This window comes from Bradyrhizobium iriomotense (assembly GCF_018130765.1).
Lineage (GTDB): Bacteria > Pseudomonadota > Alphaproteobacteria > Rhizobiales > Xanthobacteraceae > Bradyrhizobium > Bradyrhizobium iriomotense_A.
Window position 1 is genome coordinate 35,618 of the sequence record NZ_JAFCJZ010000031.1, and the last position, 21,904, is coordinate 57,521.

Sequence of the window (21,904 nt, forward strand, 5' to 3'; positions counted from 1 at the left end):
TTGCTTCCATGGATCACAACGCACTTCTCGCCCGGATCGACGTGCCCGCCGCCCTCGACCTCTTGTCGCGCATGGTGCAGCACAAGAGCTACTCCAAGTCGGAGGGCGAGAAGCAGCTCGCGTCCTTCATGGCCGGCCGCATGCGCGAGATCGGGCTCGATACCGAGCTCTCACCCTTCGGCAATGAGGGACGAGTCAACGCCGTCGGCCGCTGGAAGGGCTCGGGCGGCGGCAAGAGTCTGATGTTCAACGGCCATCTCGACACCAACCCGGTGACCGAGGGCTGGACCGTCGATCCCTGGGCAGGCAAGGTCGACGACGCCTTCATCTACGGCATCGGCGTCTCCAACATGAAGGCCGGCGATGCCGCCTATTTCTGTGCGGTGAAGACGCTGATCGACGCCGGCGTCAAGCTCCGGGGTGACGTCATCCTCACCTACGTCGTCGGCGAGCTGCAAGGCGGGGTCGGCACCTACTCTCTGGTCGAGCAGGGACTTCGCGCCGATTACTTCATCAATTCCGAGCCGACCGACCTGAAGGCGATGACCATGCACGCCGCGGCGTTCATGTTCATCATCGAGCTCACAGGAAATACCCGTCACCTGTCCAAGCGCGAAGAGGCTGTCGATGCGATCACCGCGGCGTGCGACCTCATCCCGCGTCTCAACGCGATGAAATTCTCAGGCGCCCTCTCGCCGGAACACGAGGGAATCAATCGCGTCCATGTCGGCGTCGTCCACGGCGCACTCGGGCGCGAGCTGCACGAATGGCGCGCGCCGCAGGTTGCCGACTTCGTCCGGATCAAGGGCTCGGGCCGCTATGCGCCGGGCCAGACCGAGGCCGGTGCACTGGCCGACATGCGCCGCGAGCTCGATGCGCTCGAAGCGCGGTTTCCCGGCCTCAAGGCCAAGATCATGTCGGAGGATCGCTCGGGCGTGCCGACCATGCCGCCATTCGAAGTGGCACGCACCAGCCCGATCGTTGCCGCGATCAACCGCGCCTATCGGACGGTGCGCGGCGAAGACCAGCCGACCGGGCCTGTTGCGCCGAGCTGCTTCTACGGCACCGATGCCGGTCACCTGCACTATTTCGGCAAGATGGAAGGCATCGTTTGCGGTCCCGGCGGACGCTACAACACCATGCCCAACGAACGGGTCGATATCGTCGATTTCGTCGACATGATCCGCATCTACATGCTCGCCATCCTCGAGATTTGCGGCTGACGATGTTGTTTCCGATCGACGAATATGACGCGCGCGTCAAGCGCGTGCGCGAGCAGATGGCGGCACGTGATCTCGATGTCCTGATCATCGATCAGAGCGAGTTTCTCGCCTATCTCACCGGCTTCCTGATCTCGGAGAACATGTATCGGGCCTGCCTCCTGCCGCGCGATGGCGAGCCGATCATGATCCTCCGCGCCGTCGACCTCGGCCCGTTCAGCGAGAGCTCATGGCTGCAGCGCTCCGTCGCCTTCGCCGACTGGGAGGATCCGGTCAAGGTCCTCGCCGATACCATCCGCGGCCTCGGCTGTGCGACGGGCCGTGTCGGCCTCGACGAAGACTCCTATTGCATGCCGCTGTCCCGCTTCAAGCATCTGTCGGCACAGCTGCTGGACGCGCAATTTTTCGACTTCTCCGGCGTGATGGCGTCGCTCCGCGCCAGGAAAAGCGCGAGGGAAATCGCCGTGCTCCGCCGCGCCGCCGCGATCGGCGATCTCGGCATCGATGCCGCTCTGAAGGCGGCCGGCGAAGGCCGATCGGCCCGCGACGCGGCCGCGGCCGTCTATCAGGTGTTCATGCAGCAAGGCGCCGATGCCGCACGCGCGGGGATCATCACCGCCGGCGTCGGCAACGCCTTTCTGCACGGCGGGCTCACCAAGCAGCCGCTCGCCAAGGGCGACGTTCTGCATATGGAGCTGTTGCCCTATATTGACGGCTACGGCGCCCGCCTGATGCGCTCGGCCGTCATCGGCGACCTCGACCCGCGCCGGTCGCAACTCGCCCGCCGTCTGATCGAGATCCAGGACCGGCAGCTCGAAGCGATGAAGCCGGGCGCCGCAGCCGCCGATATCGATGCGCTGGCGAGAGATACGATCCTCGCCGAAGGCCTGCGGCCGGACTATCCCAACATCACCGGCTATTCGCTCGGCTGCTATCCGGCCCACACGCCGCGCACCAGCGACTTCTCACGGATCTTCCTGCCCAACGTCGACTGGAGGCTGGAGGAAGGCATGGTGTTCCACATGTATGTTTCCGCCGACGGGCTCGCGCTGAGCGAGACCGTGCTGGTCACGGAAAACGGACATGAGTGTCTGACACGCGCGCCCCGGCAGGTGTTTCGGATTTAAGTTGCGCGGGCCTCAAGGCGCAGCGACGTCCAACTTGAATGCCTCGTTCAATCATACTGCGCCGTGTGCGAGCTGCCGCGCTTCACTGCACTTTCCGCAACCGCCGGTCCTGTCGCGGGCGTAGCTCCGCCTGCTTTCGCGAATGTCAGCGTCTCGGTCAGCTCGCCGCGCACCATCGTCACCTCGCGCTGGTGCACCGAACTTAGTCGCCAGCCCTGGTAGTCTCCGTCAAGCTTCAGGCGCAGCGTGGCCTTGCTCGTCTCGTCGACGAAAATGCCGACACTCTGATCGCCGCCGACGACGGTTCCGACCAGCACGAGCCGCAGTTCGGCCGGCGGTGGGACGGGCGGCACGGGCGGCGCTTGCGTCGCAGGCGCCGAAATCACCGGTGGCAGCGGCGACCGCCGCGAGGCCGAGAAGATCGGCCGCTCGTTCGTGTCCGTCAGTGCCGCAAGCGGGACTGCCCAGAGCGGATTGCCGCGCATCGCCTCTCGATTGACCGGAGACCGCGATGGCGCCGTGGAAACCACCGGCGCCAACGTTGTCGGATATTCCCCAAGGCTGGACGTCGGCCCGTTGAAGCCCGGCACGTCGATGTCAGGGAAATCCGCCGGCAGCGCCGAGGTCGAGGCGGACACGTCGAGCAAAGACGCCAGCACGAGCACGAAGCCCACCGATATTCGTCGCGCCGCCTTGTGCCCTCTCATGTTTCTCGTCATCGGTCTGTCGGGGGCAACGCGCAAGATTCTCGGTCAGGGAGGCCGGCGGCCAGCTCAGGCAAGACAAGCGGCTCGCCAGGCACTGACGCCGAGGGGAGCAAGGCTTATCGGCCGCCGATGTGACACTTGTGCGAAACATCCGCGACCTCCCCGATGTTTCCCCCGGCGCCTCGACAGCGGCTCTGGGCCCCAGTATGACATTGTTGCCTCATCGTCATACTCCCCTGCTAGAGCGTGGCGTTGCTGGACTGGTTGGGGTGCGGAAACGTGGCGGTGCGTGGGACCTTGTTGCGGATGTTTTCGGCCGCCGCATCGTCTGCCCTGTGTGCGCTTCCGGCAGCAGCCCACGAGCTCAGCGCGGCCGCCGAGCTGCCGCCGGTCACCGTCGCGGCGGAGGAACAGCCTCCGAAACGGCTCGCTCGCAAGAAGCCGCCGAAGAATGGGGCGCCACGCAATCATCGGAGTGCCGCTCGCGCGGACAGCGCGACCGAGGGCGGCGGTGCGGCCGGTGCGGCGCCCGCCGGCTCGTCCGCCCTGCAGCCCACTTCCGCCAGCGCAGTTCGCATCAGCGGCAAAGAGGTCAATGCCGTCCCCTTCTCGCGGCCCGGTGAAGCCCTCGAAGTTGTGCCGGGACTGATCGTCACCCAGCACTCCGGCGAGGGCAAAGCCAATCAGTATTTCCTGCGCGGCTTCAATCTCGATCACGGCACCGATCTCGCGATCAGCGTTGACGGGATGCCCGTCAACATGCCGACGCATGGGCATGGGCAAGGCTACGCCGACATCAATTTCCTGATCCCCGAGCTGATCCACTCCGTCGATGTGCGAAAAGGACCGTATTTCGCCGACCAGGGCGATTTCGCGTCCGCGGGCGCCGTGGCGATCGACTACGTCAACAAGCTGCCGCACAACATCGCGGAGATGACCTTCGGCAGCTTCGGCTATCGCCGCGCCCTGGCGGCAACGTCGAACGCTGTCGGTGCCGGCACGCTGCTGGCGGCGCTCGAGGCCACCAAATATGATGGCCCGTGGCAGTCGCCCGACGACGTCCGCAAGCTGAACGGCGTGCTGCGCTACAGTCAGGGCACCGCGACCGACAGCCTGACGCTGACGGCGATGGCCTATTCCAACGGCTGGAATTCCACCGACCAGGTCGCGCAACGCGCGATCGACCAGGGCCTGATCGATCGCCTCGGCACGCTCGATCCGACCGACGGCGGCACGTCCAGCCGATTCAGCCTGTCCGGCAGCTGGGCGCAGTCGGGCGACTACGGACAGACCAATGTCCGCGCCTATGTCGTGCGCTCCGACCTGCGGCTCTACAACGACTTCACCTACTTTCTCGACAATCCGGTCAACGGCGACCAGTTCAGCCAGCTCGACCGCCGCAGCTTCGGCGGCGTCGATGCCCGGCATGCGTTCGACTGGCGCTTTGCCGGCATCGAGGCGCAAACCCGCGTCGGCGTGCAGAGCCGCTACGATGATATCCATGTCGGCCTGTTCAAGACCGAGCAGCGCAATTGGCTCTCGACCGTGCGCGATGACCGCGTGCAGGAGGGCAATGTCGGCCTGTGGACCGATACGACCACGCGGTGGACCGATTGGCTGCGCACCACCGTCGGCATCCGCGAAGACGTCTTCGCCGGGCACGTCTTCAGCGACACGCCGCAGAATTCGGGCAACGCTCAGGCGTCGATGGCGAGCCCGAAGGCCGGTCTCGTGCTCGGCCCCTGGTACAGGACGGAGCTCTACGCCAACGCCGGCTACGGCCTGCACAGCAACGACATCCGCGGCGCGACGATCACCGTCGATCCCAACGACAAGGTGACGCCGCTCGACCGCGTGCCGCTGCTCGCGCGCTCGCGTGGCGCCGAGCTCGGTGTCCGCACCAAACCGATCGAGGGTCTCACCAGTTCGCTCGCGGTCTTCGTGCTCGACTTCGACTCGGAGCTATTGTTCGTCGGAGACGCCGGCACCACGGAGCCGAGCCGGCCCAGCCGCCGCGTCGGCGTGGAATGGACGAACCAGTACAAGCCGCTGCCGTGGATGACGGTCGATCTCGACGTCGCTCATACGCACGCCCGCTTCACCGATTTCGATCCGGCCGGTGCCCGCATCCCCGGCGCGCCGGCGTGGGTGGCGAGCGGCGCCGTCACGCTCGGCGGCGACACCGGCTGGTTCGGCGCGCTGAAGGCGCGCTATTTCGGCCCGCGTCCCCTGATCGAGGACGACAGCGTCCGTTCACGGTCTTCGCTGATCTTCAATGCGCGCGCCGGCTACAGGTTCGACAACGGCGTTCGGGTGCAACTCGACGTGCTCAACCTCTTCAACGCCCAGACCAACCAGATCGAGTACTATTATCTGTCGCGACTGCCGGGCGAGCCCATCGAGGGCGTTGCGGATCGTCACGTCCATCCGGCCGAGCCGCTTGCAGTGCGGCTGACGGTGGCGGCGAGATTCTGAGCACAGCGAACTTGCGGGACCGGCATGGAAGCCGCCGGCGCCGGCCGTCATAAATCCTGAAAAAATCTGACATAGAGCGGATGCTTTGATGAACCGAGCGCACGCGTTCGGCTGACGCAAGACCCCGGCTCCGACCGCCCAGCGGTCGTATTCGAGGCAGGAGTGAGGGGAATGCAATCTGAGCCTGATATCGCCATGATCGCCTCGGCAGAGCGGTTCGCGCGCATGGCACAGGACGAGGCCGCCTCGATGCGTGGGCACGCTGCACGCCCTTGGGCCCTCGTCCCCATCGTGGCCGCGTCGGGCTTTGCGGGCCTCGGCTACGAGATCGTCTGGACGCGGCAGCTGAGCCTTGCGCTCGGCACGGAGATGATGGCGGTGCTCGGTGTCATTGCCGGATTTTTCGGCGGCCTGGCCCTCGGCGCGTTTGCACTCGATCGGCTGATCCGCCGCTCGACATCGCCATGGCGCCTCTATGCGATCCTTGAAGCCGTCATCGCCGTCTGGGGCCTGATCAGCGTGTGGCTGCTGCCGGCGGCCGGGCGGGTCCTGCCGCCTCTGCTCGGCACCGAACCGTCTCCGGTCCTGCTGTGGGCCGGCAGTCTGGCGCTGCCGACACTCGCGCTGCTCCCCGCAACGGTCGCCATGGGCGGAACACTGGCCGCGCTGGAACGGATGACGCGACAAGCGCGCGGCGAGGCGCGCGTCACGGCCGGCGTGTATGGGGCAAATACGGCCGGGGCTCTGGCCGGCACGCTCGCTTCCACATTCCTGCTGATCCCGGCGGTGGGATTTTCGGGAACGCTGCTCTGTCTCGCCGGCGTCAATGCGCTCTGCGCCCTCGCTGCGCTTTCGCTTGGATCGGCAGCGGGCAAAGCCGATGCCGAACAGCCGCGGCCCGAGCGAATTCGCGACCTGCGGCTCACGATCACCTTGTTCGCCACCGGACTGCTCGGAATCAGCTTCGAGGTCCTCGTGGTCCGGCTCGCCGCGCAGGTGATGGAAGATACCGTCTACACCTTCGCAGGACTACTGGCTGCGCATCTGCTCGGCACCGCGGCGGGCGGCCTGCTCTGGCAGCGGACCGGGCGCGATGCGAATAATGGAAATCTCCGCGGCCTGCTCGCCGCAACCGCATTCGCCTGCATCACGACCGCCGCGCTTGCGCCCCATGCCGGCCGGCTGGTCCAGATCGCATCGCCTGCAGACGTGTTCGGCGAACTGGCGGTGGCGATCGCCCTCTTCCTGGTTCCCGCCACCGCAATGGGCGCACTGTTCGGCCTATTGGCGCAGCGGGTGAGCGATCAGCGCGGCTCGGTCGGCGCGGCAGTCGGCATCAACAGCCTCGGCGCCTGCATCGCGCCACTGCTGGCGGCGCAATTCCTGATTCCGGCCTTTGGCGCCTGGACGGCGCTGCTAGCCGTTGCGCTCGGCTATTTGCTGCTGCTGCCGCCCGGCCGATCGGCACTGCTGTGGTCCGCGGTTCCGGCGGCCTTCGCGCTCGTCCTGTGGCTCGATCCTTCGCCACCATTGACGCGCGTGCCGTCGGGCGGCGCGCTGCTTGCGGTCCGTGAAGGGCCGATGGCGACGGCGAGTGTTGTCGATGACGCAGCAGGGACACGCTACCTCGAGGTCAACGGTCACTTCCGCATGGGCGGAACGAGCTCGACGCGGTCTGACTACCGGCAGGCGATGCTGCCGCTGTTGCTGCACGAAGCGCCGCACCGCGCCCTGTTCCTCGGGATCGGCACGGGCGCCACCATGGTTGGGGGAACGCAGATGCCCGGTGTCAGCGTACGCGGCGTCGAACTCTCCCGGGAAGTGGTGGACCTGCTGCCCTGGTTCGTCGATCCGCCGGCGGCGTCAGTGCCGCGCATAACCGTGGCGGATGCCCGCCGCTACGTCGCGGCGGATACGGGCCAGCATGACGTGATCATCGCAGACCTGTTTCACCCCGCGCTCGACGGCAGCGGCGCGCTTTATACGGTGGAGCACTTCCAGGCGGTGAAACGCAGGCTGGCGGCCGGGGGCATCTTCTGCCAATGGCTGCCGCTGTACCAGCTCGACATGCCTTCGCTCCGCGCCATCATCCGCGGCTTTCTCGACGTCTATCCCGACGGCGCAGCCTGGCTCAATCACTACAGCGTCCGCACCCCGATGCTTGCGCTGATTGGAACGCGGGACGGCGGCCATCTCGATATCGATGCGCTGGAAGCACGGCTGCGCGATCCCGCGACCGCGAAGGTCGTACGGCCGCTGGGTTTCGAGGCCCCGATCGACCTGCTCGGCCAATACCTCGGAGGTCCCCACGCTCTCTCCGCCTTCACCGGCGATGGTCCGCGTAACACGGACGATTATCCGTTCGTGACGTTCGATGCTCGGCGGAATGTCCGCGCGCTCCGCGCAGCCCCCTGGTCGCTGCTGCTTGCCGTGACGAAGGACATTCAGCCGGATCCGAATGAGCTCCTCTCTGGCGGAGCCGGGCGCGAGGCCTTGAGCCCACGCCTCACCGCCTATTGGCGCGCGCGCAACCGCTTCCTCGAAGCCGGCGCATCGCTGCCCGGTGATCCCCGTGGTGCCGCCCTGATCGAAGCGGCCTCCCCGGGCCTCATCGACGCGCTTCGCCTGAGCCCCGAATTCGATCCGGCCTATGGGCCGCTGATGGGGATGGCGAAATCGCTGCTCGGCTCGGACCGCGCGGCAGCGGCTCGCCTGCTGCGCAAGATCAATGAGGCGGCACCTTCAAGGCCGGAGGCACGAGAGCTGCTGCTGCGCGAATTCGGCTTGCGGAACGAGTGATCCGCCCGCCTTACGGCGCGAAGTTGACGCGATAGCCCCAGCAGTCGAGATGATCGGGAATCGCGTTGAAGGCGATCGTGATCCGCTGGCCGCCCTGATTCCTCGGCACCTCGTGATAGAGGTAGCTTGGAAACAGCACGAGATCGCCGGGCTCAGCCTCCGGCAGGGCATATTTGCCCGCGTTGAAGGGCCCGATGGCGGCTTCGCGCGTATGGTGACGGAAGGAGAAGTCGAAGCCGCCGGGCGGCCGCACGAAGACCGTCTTGCAGGCCGGATGCGAGGGCGTCAAATAGAAGATGCCGGAGACGAAACTGTTGGCGTGGGAATGCAGCGTCTGGTTTCCGCCGGTCTCCAGCATGTTGGTCCACATCTCCTTGACGGTCCAGCGCAGCTTTTCGCCGAACAGAAGGACACCGAAATCGACCAGCTTGGGGACGGCAAGCTCGGCGATCTGACGAAACAGCTCGTTGTCGCGGGGATCGGCAACTTCGGTGTGGAAGAGCTGGCCCGAACGCAGATTGCCTTCGATCCGGGTGTTCCGGATCGCGGCCACGGCGGCTTCGTTCAGCGAGGGCGGAAGCAGCCCGGGCGACCGCAGCAGGGGAATCGGGAAAAGCGGCTCGATCTGATCCATGTCGCAACGTCACCCTGTTCTTGAAACGCGGGCAGACAATGCGCGGGCTAAGATGACGCTGCTATGACAGTATGCAGAATCTGCAAAATTCTAGGATCCTGCTACTCGTCGGCCCCCAGCACTTTCAGCTTCTCGCCGGGCCGCAGCTCGTGGCGTCGTTCGCGCACCTCGACAGAGGCACGCGCGGCCATGTCGAGACATTCGTCGAACTCGCCATTGCCGGCTTCCACCAGCGCCTGATGCAGGTGCCGTTCGGCGAAGTAGCGCGAGAGATGATCGGGCGGCAACGCCGCCGCCAATGCGCGCGCCTCCGCGACCGCAGCATTGCAATCGTCCCGGGTTGGCTCCTCCGAAGCGGGCTCGGCAGCATCGGGAGCAGCCACAGCGCAACCAAGGCCGGCGAGCAGGCCGAATGAGCAGACGGTCATACGAAACAGAGGCATGTCAGTCGTTCCGGGCAGCAACAGCCCGCTTCAAAATGAGTGCGGCGGGACGCATTTTTGCGTCCCGCCGGATGGCCTCAGATCCCGTCAGTGGTGATCGTGATGATGATCATCGTCATGGTCGTGGTGATCGTGTTCAGCCCGCTGCCCGAGCCGGCGCGCCAGCTCGGCGTTGGTCTCGACCAGGAGCTTCGGTGAGCCTTCCAGCCGGACAAAGATCGGGTTGGCGTAGAACCAGACGTTCGAATAGGCCTGAACGTCGTGGGTCACCTTCTTGGCGCCATTCACCGTCTCCAGATGCGTCGGGCATGCCGGGTCGGTGCAGCTGACCTGCGCGTTGTTGGCATCGAGCAGCGGATTGCCGGCGGTATCACTGACGTTCGGAGTGCCGTTCGGAATGTTGGTTCCGCGCGCGCGGATGTAGAACGGCTTGGTGCCTGCGGTGAACGTCGTCGTGAACTTCAGCCGCACGCCGTCAGGATCGCCCCGATGCTCGCGATGCATCTGCGTCGCGGGGATCTGCCGGGCGATGGTCGCCGAGGGGTTGTACACGATCGAGGCGCCGGCCGTGCCCGCGGCATTCGCCACCGCGTAATTGGGCGCGTCAGGCGCAACGACGCCGGTGATCTGGCCGGTGATCAGATCGACGTGGTCGAGCGACGGCTTGTTGAGCGGCTGCTTGATGCCCACCGGCACCAGCAGCGGGTTGTTGAAGGTGTAGGGGCTGTTGTTCTCGTTCGGAACGGTCAGCTCCATCTCGACCGTGATCTTTTCGCCGGGCCGCACGACCAGGGTCTCGCCCATGGTCTTCCAGTCGTCGCCGCGCGTCTTGGCGCGGAACACCAGATCCGGACCGATCAGATCCGCATTGACCGAGTACGAGTTGCCCGAGCGCATGCCGTCGACGACGTGCTGCGACGAGAACCGTCCGGCGTTCGGGACATAGAGCTTGGTGTATTCGCCGGGAATGAAATCGGCGGTCGTGAAGGAATCGCGCGCACCGCCCGCACCGCGGCTGTGCCAGTCGGAGCTCACATACATGAAGAAGTTGCGGCCTTCGCCGAGCAGTCCGTCCCAGAGGCCGCCGACCTTCGCGGTGTAGATGCCGCTCATGCCGTAGGTGCCGCCGCCGACCGCGTTGGAGGTGTAAGAGCCGGAGCCGCCATTGAGGCCGCCTTCGGCGAAGTGGCCGGGCGATTCGATGCCGAACGCCACCGTCGGTCCCGCATTGTTGAAGTCGCGGAAATGCTCGATGTTGTAGCCCTTGTTGGCGGTCGCGTTGAACGGCCCCTGACGTTCGGTGTGGGTCGGAATGATGTAGGATTGCAGCGGGTAGTTCGCCTGCAGCCACTTGACGCCCGTGAGCGCCTTCTGGTGGCCTGCCGTGCCGGTGTTGTTGACGTTGTCCTTGCCGGGCCAGAGCTGGTTGCCGCCAGCGTCGATGACGGGGCCGATCGCATCGGTATCGGCGCGGTCGAAGCGGTATTCGAATTCCGCCATCTTGTCCGCGTTGCCGGGCCCCTTCCTCGTGTGCAGCGGGTGCTGGCCGGTGATGACGGCAACGTCGACGTGCTCATGGCCGGGCGCGATCCATTCGAGACCCTCGATCAGCACCTTGTCGTACTTCGCCGAACGATCGACGATGGTCGGATACTCGACCTCGCGGATCGACTGCCAGCGCCACATCTGCGCGCCAGTGCCGGAGCCGTTCGGGGTGCCCTTCAGGCTGCTGATGGTGATGCCGTCGATGGTCTGACCGAGAGTCTGGCTCCAGGTCGTCGTGGTTTGCCCCGGAATGTTGGCGCTGGTGTCGCTGAAGCGGCAGTCGCGATTGCCGGAACCGCCGTGGTTGCCGAGCGTGAACCAGTCGAGATCGAAATTGTTGCCGCCCGCCGATGCGGTGCCCCGCCCGACCGCGCGATCGATCGTGTAGCCGGCGGCAACCGAACCATCCGTGCACGTATTGTGATTGTGCATGTCGCCGGCGACATACGGATTGCCGCGGCGCTCGCCCCGACCGAACTCCTCGGCCGTAGCGCTTTGAGTCAGCGCCAATGATGCCGATGCGGCGGTCAACAGGATCGTCTTGCCAGATGGAAACATCTATCTCCCCTCATTCAAGTCAGATATCGCGAAACAACAACAGAGACTTTGGGAATTCGGACACCATGTGATCCAACGGCGTGAGCGACTCCCTGCGCGCGGCGATCATGACCAGAGTTCCGATACAACTTCGTGAAGGATTTATGTTTGGCGCGCGCAGGTCGACAATTTCCGCCAGGCATCTTGCCTCCAGCGTTTGTCCGTTGCATTTTCCGCGCCGCTTGAAGATGACAGTTGAAATGCTCTGCCGAATAAAGCGGCGGCGCGTGCTGCGAGATTTGTGACAACCATATGTCAATGCCGGCGACACCAGTTGAAGTGCAGTCTTTCCCGATATCGCACGCGGGAGGTTCGGACTCGGGCGCCGATGTCGCCCATAGCGCAGCAAAGCCCTCGCGCTCCTTCGTCTCGGCGCTTGTGCGGCTCTCGCGCGAACCCTTGCTGCATTTCACACTGCTCGGAGCGATCATCTTCGGCGTCGACGCCGTGCTGCATCCGCCCGCCAAGGACGAAAAGGTCATCACGGTGACCAAGGCGATGCGCCAGTCCTTCATCGACAATTTCGACGAGGACAAGGAACGCGCCCCGTCCAGCGAACAGCTCCAGAAGATGATCGACAGCTGGGTCGCAAGCGAGATCCTCTACCGCGAAGGCAAGGCGCTTGGCGTCGACCGCGGCGACGAGACGATCCGCGACCGGATTGCCTTCAAGATGCAGTTGCTGATCTTCGACCAGATCCGCGTTCCGCGTCCTACGGACGAACAGCTCAAGGCGTGGTTTGCGGAAAATCACGCCCGCTTCGACGAGCCGGAGCGCGTGTCCTTCTACATCACCCCGCCCACCGACCAGTCGACGGCGCAGCGTCAGCTCGACGACATCGTCCAGCAGCGCGAATCCGAGGAGCTGCAGCATCTGACGCGCGCCATCCTAGCCCGGCCGGTCGACAGTCTTGCCGCCGCCTTCGGCGAAGGATTCCGCGATCAATTGCTGGCGATGCCGGAAGGTGAATGGAAGCTGCTGCAGTCCAAGGATGGATGGCACGTCGCCCGGCTGGATTCCCGGCGTCCAGGGACTCTCGCCAGCCTCGACAAGGTTCGGGATGAGGCCGCAAGGATCTGGCATACGGATGAGACCCGCAAGCAGGCCTGGGAAGCGGTCAAGCGGCTCAAGGCATCCTATCAAGTGCGGTACGAGCCGTGAGAGCGATCCAATATCCGCGTTTGGCGCTGCTGGCTCTGATGTTGGCGCTGGCCGTAATCATCCGGCCGTCGGCGCTCAGTGCGCATGAAGCGGCGATGGGCGTGCTCGAATTCCGCGAGGTCCGGCCCGGCGCCTTTGTCGGCCGCTGGAGCATCGAGCCCTCGATCGGGGCATCGCGGGTCGATCTGCGAATGCCGCCGCACTGTTTTCTCCGCCTGCCCGAGATGAACTGCGGCGCGAAGGGGCTGGTGGGCCCGATCACCATCACCAATCTCGGCTCCAACATGTCGGTCGTCCTGATCAAGGTCATCCCGATCGAGGGCGAGCCGCGCAGCTACACGATCTCGACGGCCAATCCGGTCGTTTCCGTTCTCGGCACCGGCGCGCCGACGCTCGAGGTGTGGCTCGAGCTCGCCAGGACCTATGTGAACTACGGCATCGATCACATCCTGCTCGGCGCCGATCACCTGCTGTTCGTGCTCGGCTTGATCTGGATCGTCGGCGGCGGCTGGCGTCTGGTGAAGACCATCACGGCCTTCACCATCGGACACAGCGCCTCGCTCGCCGCGGCAGCTTTCGGCCTGATCGGCGCGCCGGAACGTCCGCTCAATGCCTGCATCGCATTGAGCATCGCGTTCGTCGGGGTGGAAATCGTCAAGCAGCAGCGCGGCGAGATCGGACTCACCGCCCGCTATCCCTGGATCGTGGCGTTCAGCTTCGGCCTGGTGCACGGCATCGGCTTTGCAAGCGCGCTCGCGGGCCTTGGGCTCGAACGCCGCCTGCTTCCGGCAGCTTTGCTGTTCTTCAACATCGGCGTGGAGATCGGACAGCTCGCCTTCGTGCTGCTGGTGCTCGCCTTGATCTGGGCGCACCGGCGGCTTGATGCCGTCGTGCCTCGCTGGGGCGAGGCCCTTCCGGCCTACCTCATCGGATCGGTGTCGATGTTCTGGTTCTTCGGCCGTCTGGTGCGCGTGTTCGCAGCGATCTGAGCGAGAGTCCACACAATGTCTTTGCGCCTTCCCGTCCCCCTCACGACCGCGATCGTTTCGCTCGCGCTGACGCAACCGGCCCTCGCGCATGAGCAGGCCGGCGTTGCGGGCGGCCTCGTCAGCGGCCTGCTCCATCCGGTCACGGGCATCGACCATCTGATCGCGATGGTGGCCGTCGGGATCTGGGGCGCGCAGCTCGGCGCGCCGGCCATCTGGATCCTGCCGATCACCTTCCCGCTCGTCATGGCGATCGGCGGAGTGCTGGGTGTGCTGCATGTGCCGCTGCCGATGCCGGAGGTGATGATTGCCGTCTCCGCCGTGATCCTGGGGGTTGCCGTCGCCGCTCGGCTGCGCCTGCCCTTTGCCGCGGCCGCCCTCGTCGTCGCGGTGTTCGCGATTTTTCACGGCCATGCGCACGGCGCCGAGCTGCCGCGCGCGGCGAATGCGCTCGCCTATGGCGTCGGCTTCGTCACCGCCACCGGCCTGTTGCATCTGTGCGGCATCGCGATCGGCACGTTGACGCGCTGGCCCGCCGGCGAGCGCCTCATCCAGGGACTTGGGGCCGGCATTGCGGCAATCGGCTGCTATTTCCTCGCCCAGGGCGTCGGAGCTTTCGCATGAAGCTGAATCCCGCGCGCCTGTTGATCGCGGCAGCGATGCTGCTCGCCGGCGGACATGCCGCCGAGGCGCATATCGTCGCGGCCCGCCTCGGCGACTTCTATATGGGGGTCGTACATCCCGTCACCGATCTCCAGGATGTCGTTCTCTGGACTGCGACCGGCGTGCTGGCGGGTACGCTCGGAGCCGCCAGGGGGCGCTGGCTGATCGCCGTGTTTCCGCTCGGGCTGCTGGCCGGCTTGCTCCTTGGGCACGTCTTCGGCGCGGCGTCCACACAGCTCGCGGATGCGGCAATGATGCTGGCAATCGGCCTGTTGCTCGCGGCAGCGGCGCAAGTGCCCACAGTATTGCTCTGCGCGATGGCTTTCGCGGTCGCCGTGATAAGGGGCGCCGCGAATGGCGCCGACCTCGCGCCCGAAACCGACCGGATGCTGTTTGCGGCAGGACTGGCTTGCGTCGGCTACGCCGCCATCACCCTGACGATGGCGCTGACCGCGGTCTTCAGGCGAACGAACTCGGACAGCGCAACATCCTGGCGCGCCATTGCCGTCCGCGCACTCGGCGGCTGGATCGCTGCGATCGGTCTGATGATGGCAAGCCTAGCACTGGCGTCATGAGAGGGCGCCGGGACTGCCCTTGTTGTAGGACCAGTCAGGAGCTGGAAGGCAGGCCTCCGAACCAGGCACCGAAATAGCCGGCATAGAGCGCCGGTCGTTCGAGATTCATCGAATGCCCGATGCCCGGCACGATCACGAGGCGGCAATCCGGCATCGCCTTGGCCATCGCACGAAGATCGTCCGGCGCAATCCAGCCGTCCCTTTCACCCCACAGCACCATATGCGGATGCCGCAGTTCCGGCATGCGGCGCTCGAGCTCGCGGCTTTCCCTTTCGCGCGTGAGGTTGACGGGGGTGCCGATCCAGATTCCTTCCGAGACGCCAAACGTCTGGTCGATGATGCGGTCGAACAGCGCCTCGATCTCGCCCAGCCCTTCGCGGAAGCGCGGGACGGCGTTCGGCGCCATGCTCTCCGGCACAAACAGCGAGGACGCCGCCGTTGCCATGATCGTGCGAGTCAGCTCTTTGCTCATCATCATCGACCGGAACAGGCCGATCTGGTCAGCGTTGAAGGCCATGCCGAGCGGCGTCACCGGATCGAGCGCAAACACCCGTCCGAAGCGCTGCGGCTGCATCAGCAGCATGCGCGCAGCGATGATGCCACCGGTCGAATGCGTCGCGAGATGGCAATAGCCGATGCCCAGCGTGTCGAGCGCCGCCAGCATATCCTCGGCATGCTGCTGCATGGAATAGTTGGAATAGGCCACGCTCGGCTTCGGCCGGTCGCTGTCACCGCACCCGCGCCAGTCCAGGCCGATGACGCGCAGCCCCTTTGGAAACAGAGGCGCGGCAAGCTCGATCCAGTCCTTGCTCGCGAGATTGCCGTGGATGAAGACGACAGTGACGTCGCCCTGTCCCCACTCTCGCCAGCCAAGCTGGACTTCGCCCGCCTGCACTCTCGGCATCGGAGCGTCCTATTTGTTGAGACCCGCCGTCGGCGCTGCGCCGGGAGGCGTGGGCGCTACCGGCAGCGCCGACACCACCGCGCCCCTGATCATGCGATCAGTGCCCAGCGGCGACGACGTGTCGACCGTTCCCTTGGTGACGAAGTCCACCACGTCGACGGAGAACTCGACCGGGTTATCCGTATGGATGAAATGTCCGGTCTCCGGATAGATCTTGAGGATCGGTCGGTTGCCGGCATTGGTCATCCGCGACATGAACGGTGTGATGACGTCGCGCCCAAGGTCCGTCAGCCCGTTGAAGGCGGGCGTCGGGATGAACGGCTCCTTGTCGCCGAATGACAGGAAGATCGGCGCCTTGATCTGGGTGATGCGCTCATAGAGATTCTTCGGATCATCCTGCTGTAGCTCCGCGCCGATCGTGTAGATGTCGAAGATGAAGACGTTGCACCATTGCTCGAGCTCTTTCGGGTTGCCCTTGGTGAGCCCGACGCGCTGCTCGGTGTGGAGGCGGGCATATTCGCTGTCGCTGAAGAAGTACCCGCTCTTGGCTGCCGATACCGCGCCGGTGTTCGGATCGCGCTTCTTGAAATAGAAGAAGTCGCGGATGTTCTGCTCATCGCGCGCCTTCTCCGCCGCGAGGATGCCGGTCTGGTCCCAGATCTGCTTCCACTTGTCGAAATCGCGGCCGAGGCCGTCGGCGAAAAGAGGCGCCTTCTTGTCCTTGGCGATGGTGATCTCGCGCGGATATTCCTCGAGGCCGGAGGGTGCTTCCAGGGCAAGGCCCTGCACCGCATCCGGCCAGGTCAGCGCGTAGCCCACCACGAACTGGCCGCCGAGCGAGTGGCCGAGATAATAGGCCTTCTTGACGCCGAGCTGATTGACGACGAGATCGTAGATGACCTCGCGCATGTCCTGCATGGTCCGCGCGGGGCTCTTGTCGAGATTGCCGGGCCCGGACATGCCGTAATGCGGCAGGTCCGGCACGATCACGCGCAGGCCGCTGCGCAAGGCATACTGCATGATGTTGCCGTAGTGCCCGCCGAATGCGCCCTTGCCGTGGATGATGACGAGCACCTTCGGATCCTTGTCGGTGCCGGCATATTCATCCATGTAGCCGATCTGCCAGGCATTGCCGCTCTTGTCCTTGGCACTGGCGAATTTGACCGGATAGGGATAGGTCACAGAATCCTTCCAGAAGGATTTTTGGGGATCGATCTTCTCAGCAACGCCCGGCACGCGGTAATTCTTGTCGACGAATTTCTGCGCGCGATCGAGGCTCGCAACGTCGTCCATGAAGGCGACGAACTTCGGATCGTTCTTTCGATTGTTGATCAGCGGGAACACGCCGTAATGGGCGACCGGGCTTTCCTCGGCGATCAGATCTGCACCGGGCACGCGGTCGACCGCCTTCTGGGCGAGCTTGAAGTTCAGCCAGAGGTCATTGGTAATGTGCATCACCAGCGTGCGGGCCTGGATGCGGCCGAGATAGGGATTGACGTTGTGCGTCTCGCCCACCCGGTTGCGCCAGACGAGATCAACCGCGTCATAGAGCTTGGCGCGGTTGATAACGTTCAAGCCGGCTTTCTCGTTCGGCGGGTCCCAATAGAAAATTTCGGGCTGGACGGCCGCCCAGTTCTGGGTCGTGCGGAAAGCGAAGTCATAGCCCGTCATGCCGAGGATCGACCAGCCGAAGGCCAGGCCCGGAACCGGATGCTTCTCCTTGGGCAGCTTGTAATAGTCACCCTTGGTCGCCTGCCAGACCGGATCGCCCTGGATCGCGGCCGTCATCATCTGGAACGTCCAGTTGCCGACGGGATCCTCGCCGTCGGACTGCGTGGTGCCGCCGATCGGCATCAACGCGCCGATATATTCGGGATGCATGACACCCCAGACATAGGTCTGGGTACCACCCATGGAGACGCCGGTGACCAGCGCGACGCGCGCGACCTTCAGCTCGTCGCGCAGCAACCGGTAGTTCGCCTGCACCATGTCGTAGTAGCTGTACTGCGGAAACTTGATGCCGAGACCGTCGGATGGCTTGCTCGCCCCCCAGGTGCCGAGCGGATCGACCATGATGACGTAGTAACGGTCGGTGTCGATCGGCCGGCCGGGACCGATGATCGGCACGCCGCCTGACAGGGCGGCGCCTTTGACCCACTGCTCGTACATGTCGGTGGAGTCGCCGGAGTAATACGAGTTGATCACGACGGCATTTGTGATCTCGCCGGCGGCATTGCGCCGCGCGTTGCCGATCGCGATGTAGCCGGTGCGCAGCTTGCCGCCGCCAAGCGATTCCAGCGTCACGCCGCCCTCGCCGCCATTTTCCCATTTGGAGGGATTGGCCAGGTCGTACTTTCCGCCGAGGCGGAAATTGGCGATCTCGTAGGTCTTCTTGAGACCGTCATGCTGCATCTGCGACGAGCGGCGCGTGAACGGCTGCGCCACCGCAAGCGCGGTGCCGACCAGCAACAAGATCAGGCTGATGAGGCAGCGCTCAAGCGCGCTTCTCCCGGTCATGGCGAACTTCCTCCTGGCGATGTTTTGCGCGCACGCTAGGTTGCGTGCACCTGGGAGCTTTGACTTAGCTCAATGGAATCCCCGCGCTGGCGCCGAGGATCGCGGCCATCATCACCCGGCCGGTGCCCGCAATGCCCTTCCTCAGTCATGGCTCATATCGGATCCGCTATGAGCTCGACGGACCGGCGGGTGCGCCGGCCTATGTGTTGGTTAACGGCCTCACGCAATATTCCGAGCTCTGGGGCGCCTACCGCGATGCACTGATCGCGCGTCATTTTCGCGTCGCGACATTCGATCTGCTCGGCCAGGGGGTCTCCGACAAGCCTGCGCTGTTCATCAATCAGGACGACCACGTTGCCGTGCTGCATCGCCTGATCGGCGAGCTCGGCGATGGCCCGGTCTTTCTCGGCGGCATCAGCTTCGGCGGCCTGATCGCGCTGCGCTATGCCATCGAGCACGGCGCACGGCTGTCGGGCCTCGTGCCGATGAGCTGCTTTGCGGAGCTCTCACCGCAACTGCTGCTGATCGGCAATGCCTTGCGCACCGGCCTCATCCTTGGCGGCACCAGCTATCTCCAGGATCTGTTGCTGCCGATGAACCTCTCGGATCAATGGCTGAAGCCGCTGCTGGACAAGCTCGACAGCGTGAAGCGGCAGGGCTGGCTGGTGAACGACGTCTACGCCCTTCAGAACCTGATGGAGTCCTTTCTCGACTTCAAGCCGCTGACGCCGCAGCTCTCCGCCATCGCCGTCCCGACCATGATCCTGAATGGCGAGTTCGATTTCCTCACGCCACGCGCGCTGCACGAGACCCTGCGGGTCGAGATTCCCGACAGCGCCCTCGTCATCATCCCGAAGGCCTATCATGCTTTCACCCTCGAAAAAGCGGCGCTCACCGCCGACCTGCTGGCGCGCTTCGCCGAGGACGTGATGGCCGGCCGCTGGCAGGGCAACAAGCAGGTCTTGATCGCGCCGGAAGAGGCCGGCGGAGACTTTTCGCCGTTTCCGGACGGGTATGACCATCTGCGCGCGATCCCGGTGCAGAGGGCGGCAACATGAGCGCCTTCTTCGGACCGCTGGAGGCCGACGGTCGCGTCCCGCCGCATCAGCAGACGCGGGTCTCCGCATTCCTACTCTCCGCTCATGGGGCACTGGCGCGGCAATTCGCGCTCGCCCTTCCCGCGAAGTTCGACGCGGCCTGGCAGACCGAGCTGAACGCCCAGCTCTATCGCGAGAGCGAGATCGTTTCGCTTCTGATGCGTGCGACCGCGTGGGTCCCGGACCTTGCGCTGGGCCCCATGGCCGCGTCCTGGGAGATGGCCTGGCTTCCGGCGCCGGTCGACGGCATCGCCGATCACGTCCGCGCGCAGGCGGTCCAGCTCGCCATCCTCGCGCATGCCGTTCACGCCGGAATTCGGCCCGCGGCCCTACTGCCGACGGACGCCAATGCCGACGATCCTTTCGTGACGGCGCTGCGCCGCATCGAGTTCGAGAGCGGCCGGTTATTGCAGGCGCAGATCCTGTTCCTGAAGGGACCGGATCTCCTTCCTTCCCGGGACGCCGTGAGCGCAGCGCTCGATCGGCGGCATGCCGAGGTGCGCAGACTCTGGAACGAGACGCTGGAGAGCATCGGTGTCGTCCCGCAGCAATGAGCCTGCAGCCTTGACGCAGATCAAAGCTGCGACACCGCCCGCCTCCAACATCGAACCGCAATTCACCTGTGCCTGCCGACCGGAGGTCCGATCATGAAGGCCGTTTCCGTCGAAGAAGCCGTCGCGATGATCCCGTCCGGCGCGAGCGTCATGGTCGGCGGGTTCATGGGCGTCGGGACACCGGAACGTCTGCTGGACGAGCTCGTCCGGCAGAACAAGACAGGCCTGTCCCTGATCTGCAACGACGCCGCCACGCCCGGCAAGGGCGTCGGCAAGCTGTTCGATGCGACGTTGGTCTCGAAGCTGACGGCGACGCATATCGGCCTCAATCCGAAGGTCCAGCAGCAGATGCTTGGAAACCAGATCTCGGTCGATCTGGTGCCGCAAGGCACCTTCGTCGAACGCATCAGGGCGGGCGGATGCGGCTTGGGCGGCGTGCTGACGCCGACCGGCGTCGGCACACTCGTTGCGGAGGGCAAGCGCCAGATCGAGGTCGACGGCAAGCCGTTCCTGCTGGAGACCGCCATTCGCGCGCAGTTCGCGCTGATCCACGCCTTCCTCGCCGACTATCTCGGCAATCTCGCCTACGCGCTGACCGCGCGCAATTTCAATCCGATCATGGCGATGGCGGCCGACACCGTGATTGTCGCAGCCGAGCATATCGTGCCCGTCGGCGTCATCGCCCCCGATCACGTCGTCACGCCGGCGCCGCTGGTCGACTACATCATTGCGAACGGGTGACGTCATGGATCCGCAGATCATCATCGCTCGACGCGTCGCCAAGGAGCTCCGCCAAGGCAATCTCGTCAATCTCGGCATCGGCATCCCGACGCTGGTCGCGAACTACGTTCCGTCCGATCTGAAGGTCTTCTTCCAGTCCGAGAATGGGCTGATCGGCACCGGACCGATACCGGAGCAGGGAATGGCGCATCCCCTGCTCACCGACGCCGGCGGCCGGCCGATCAGTGCGCTTCCGGGCGCGGCAACCTTCGACAGCGCGATGTCGTTCGGCCTGATCCGCGGCGGCCACGTCGACGTCACCGTGCTCGGCGGCCTTCAGGTCGATGCGCACGGCCTTCTCGCCAACTGGATGATCCCGGGCAAGATGGTGCCCGGCATGGGCGGCGCGATGGACCTCGTCAGCGGCGCCAAGCGCGTCATCGTCGCCATGCAGCACGCGGCCAAGGGCAAGTCGAAGATCGTTGCCAAATGCACGCTGCCCCTGACCTCGGCGCGGCCGGTGAACCTCGTCGTCACCGACATGGCCGTGATCGGCTTTCCCGACGGCAAGGCGACGCTGCTGGAAACGGCGCCCGGCATCAGCATCGGCGAGGTCCTGGCGGTGACGGAGGCCGAACTCGCCATTCCCGACACTGTCCCGGAAATGAAGATCTGACGAGGTAACCATGCGCGTCTTCAGCGATCTCAACGAAATCAAATCCGCCGTCGGCACCGAGATCGGCGTCAGCGACTGGGTCGAGGTGTCGCAAGAGCGCATCAACCAGTTCGCGGAGGCGACCTGCGACGAGCAATGGATCCATGTCGACCAGGAGCGCGCAGCCAAGGAGATGCCCGGCGGCAAAACCATCGCCCATGGCCTGCTGTCGCTGGCGCTCGCGCCGCTCTTCATCCGCTCGGTGATCGGCCTGAAGGGCTTGCGCAACACGCTGAACTACGGCGCCGACCGGATCAGATATCTGGCGCCGGTGCCGGCGGGCTCAAAACTGCGCGGCCGCGTCACCGTCGCCGAAGCCGAGGACGTGCCGCCGGACGGGCTGCGCGTCAACTATCACCTCGTGATCGAGATCGAAGGCGGCAAGAAGCCCGCCTGCATCGCCGAGCTGATCGCCCTGCACTATCGCTGAATCAAAAAAGGTCGAAAACAACCCCATGCACAGTA

At 65.1% G+C, this 21,904-nt stretch carries 19 protein-coding genes; 13 read left to right on the forward strand and 6 right to left on the reverse strand.

The window, feature by feature from the left end; all coding sequences use genetic code 11:
* The first annotated feature begins 8 nt into the window (after nt 1-8).
* Nucleotides 9-1,223, forward strand: a complete 1,215-nt coding sequence (locus tag JQ635_RS35520; protein WP_211414414.1) for a M20 family metallopeptidase — start codon at nt 9-11, stop codon at nt 1,221-1,223.
* Nucleotides 1,224-1,225: 2 nt separating this feature from the next.
* Nucleotides 1,226-2,347 (forward strand): M24 family metallopeptidase, encoded by a 1,122-nt coding sequence (locus JQ635_RS35525; protein WP_211414415.1) that lies wholly within the window; start codon nt 1,226-1,228, stop codon nt 2,345-2,347.
* Nucleotides 2,348-2,394: 47 nt separating this feature from the next.
* Here the strand turns inward: JQ635_RS35525 and JQ635_RS35530 are convergent, their stop codons facing one another.
* Entirely contained in the window at nt 2,395-3,054 is a 660-nt protein-coding gene (locus JQ635_RS35530) for a general secretion pathway protein GspN (protein WP_211414416.1), read from the reverse strand.
* A gap of 306 nt (nt 3,055-3,360) precedes the next feature.
* Between JQ635_RS35530 and JQ635_RS35535 the strand changes: the two genes are divergently transcribed.
* Nucleotides 3,361-5,529 carry a TonB-dependent receptor gene (locus tag JQ635_RS35535; RefSeq protein WP_211414449.1) on the forward strand — a complete coding sequence of 723 codons (2,169 nt, stop codon included), beginning with the start codon at nt 3,361-3,363 and terminating at the stop codon, nt 5,527-5,529.
* A 225-nt stretch (nt 5,530-5,754) separates the two neighbouring features.
* Nucleotides 5,755-8,328: a spermidine synthase gene (locus tag JQ635_RS35540; protein ID WP_433996592.1), complete on the forward strand. Its 2,574-nt coding sequence runs from the start codon at nt 5,755-5,757 to the stop codon at nt 8,326-8,328.
* A gap of 10 nt (nt 8,329-8,338) precedes the next feature.
* Here the strand turns inward: JQ635_RS35540 and JQ635_RS35545 are convergent, their stop codons facing one another.
* From JQ635_RS35545 to JQ635_RS35555, 3 genes are all read right to left on the reverse strand, one after another.
* A complete protein-coding gene (locus JQ635_RS35545) occupies nt 8,339-8,962 on the reverse strand; it encodes a 2OG-Fe(II) oxygenase family protein (RefSeq protein ID WP_211414417.1) in 624 nt (207 codons plus the stop codon).
* 101 nt (nt 8,963-9,063) lie between these two features.
* Nucleotides 9,064-9,405, reverse strand: coding sequence for a hypothetical protein (locus tag JQ635_RS35550; protein ID WP_211414418.1), 342 nt, complete (start codon nt 9,403-9,405; stop codon nt 9,064-9,066).
* 87 nt (nt 9,406-9,492) lie between these two features.
* Nucleotides 9,493-11,508: a hypothetical protein gene (locus JQ635_RS35555; RefSeq protein ID WP_211414419.1), complete on the reverse strand. Its 2,016-nt coding sequence runs from the start codon at nt 11,506-11,508 to the stop codon at nt 9,493-9,495.
* A 438-nt stretch (nt 11,509-11,946) separates the two neighbouring features.
* Here JQ635_RS35555 and JQ635_RS35560 point away from each other — a divergent pair, with 438 nt between their 5' ends.
* Genes JQ635_RS35560 through JQ635_RS35575 form a run of 4 tightly spaced genes read left to right on the forward strand, consistent with a single transcriptional unit; the run spans nt 11,947 to nt 14,932 of the window.
* The gene (locus tag JQ635_RS35560; RefSeq protein WP_246583976.1) at nt 11,947-12,708 is read left to right on the forward strand and encodes a peptidyl-prolyl cis-trans isomerase; all 762 of its coding nucleotides are present in this window, start codon (nt 11,947-11,949) and stop codon (nt 12,706-12,708) included.
* 38 nt (nt 12,709-12,746) lie between these two features.
* On the forward strand, nt 12,747-13,697 hold the full coding sequence (locus JQ635_RS35565; RefSeq protein ID WP_211414451.1) for a HupE/UreJ family protein: 951 nt from the start codon (nt 12,747-12,749) through the stop codon (nt 13,695-13,697).
* Nucleotides 13,698-13,712: 15 nt separating this feature from the next.
* Nucleotides 13,713-14,318: a HupE/UreJ family protein gene (locus JQ635_RS35570; protein ID WP_211414421.1), complete on the forward strand. Its 606-nt coding sequence runs from the start codon at nt 13,713-13,715 to the stop codon at nt 14,316-14,318.
* Nucleotides 14,315-14,932, forward strand: a complete 618-nt coding sequence (locus tag JQ635_RS35575; RefSeq protein WP_211414422.1) for a HupE/UreJ family protein — start codon at nt 14,315-14,317, stop codon at nt 14,930-14,932. The genes JQ635_RS35570 and JQ635_RS35575 overlap by 4 nt, the downstream gene beginning before the upstream one ends.
* Nucleotides 14,933-14,966: 34 nt before the next feature.
* Here JQ635_RS35575 and JQ635_RS35580 read toward each other — a convergent pair whose 3' ends face one another.
* Together JQ635_RS35580 and JQ635_RS35585 are read right to left on the reverse strand one after the other, a co-directional pair.
* Entirely contained in the window at nt 14,967-15,836 is an 870-nt protein-coding gene (locus tag JQ635_RS35580) for an alpha/beta fold hydrolase (protein WP_211414423.1), read from the reverse strand.
* Nucleotides 15,837-15,845: 9 nt separating this feature from the next.
* Nucleotides 15,846-18,353, reverse strand: coding sequence for an alpha/beta hydrolase (locus JQ635_RS35585; RefSeq protein WP_211414424.1), 2,508 nt, complete (start codon nt 18,351-18,353; stop codon nt 15,846-15,848).
* Nucleotides 18,354-18,484: 131 nt separating this feature from the next.
* On the opposite strand from JQ635_RS35585, the gene JQ635_RS35590 reads away from it, so the two are divergent.
* From JQ635_RS35590 to JQ635_RS35610, 5 genes are all read left to right on the forward strand, one after another.
* Complete coding sequence (locus tag JQ635_RS35590; RefSeq protein ID WP_211414425.1) at nt 18,485-19,411, forward strand: alpha/beta fold hydrolase; 927 nt, start codon at nt 18,485-18,487, stop codon at nt 19,409-19,411.
* Complete coding sequence (locus JQ635_RS35595; protein WP_211414426.1) at nt 19,408-20,004, forward strand: hypothetical protein; 597 nt, start codon at nt 19,408-19,410, stop codon at nt 20,002-20,004. Before JQ635_RS35590 ends, JQ635_RS35595 begins: the two co-directional genes overlap by 4 nt.
* Nucleotides 20,005-20,097: 93 nt before the next feature.
* Nucleotides 20,098-20,745: a CoA transferase subunit A gene (locus tag JQ635_RS35600; protein WP_211414427.1), complete on the forward strand. Its 648-nt coding sequence runs from the start codon at nt 20,098-20,100 to the stop codon at nt 20,743-20,745.
* 4 nt (nt 20,746-20,749) lie between these two features.
* Nucleotides 20,750-21,400: a 3-oxoacid CoA-transferase subunit B gene (locus JQ635_RS35605; protein ID WP_211414428.1), complete on the forward strand. Its 651-nt coding sequence runs from the start codon at nt 20,750-20,752 to the stop codon at nt 21,398-21,400.
* A 10-nt stretch (nt 21,401-21,410) separates the two neighbouring features.
* The gene (locus tag JQ635_RS35610) at nt 21,411-21,869 is read left to right on the forward strand and encodes a MaoC family dehydratase (RefSeq protein ID WP_211414429.1); all 459 of its coding nucleotides are present in this window, start codon (nt 21,411-21,413) and stop codon (nt 21,867-21,869) included.
* Nucleotides 21,870-21,904: the final 35 nt, after the last annotated feature.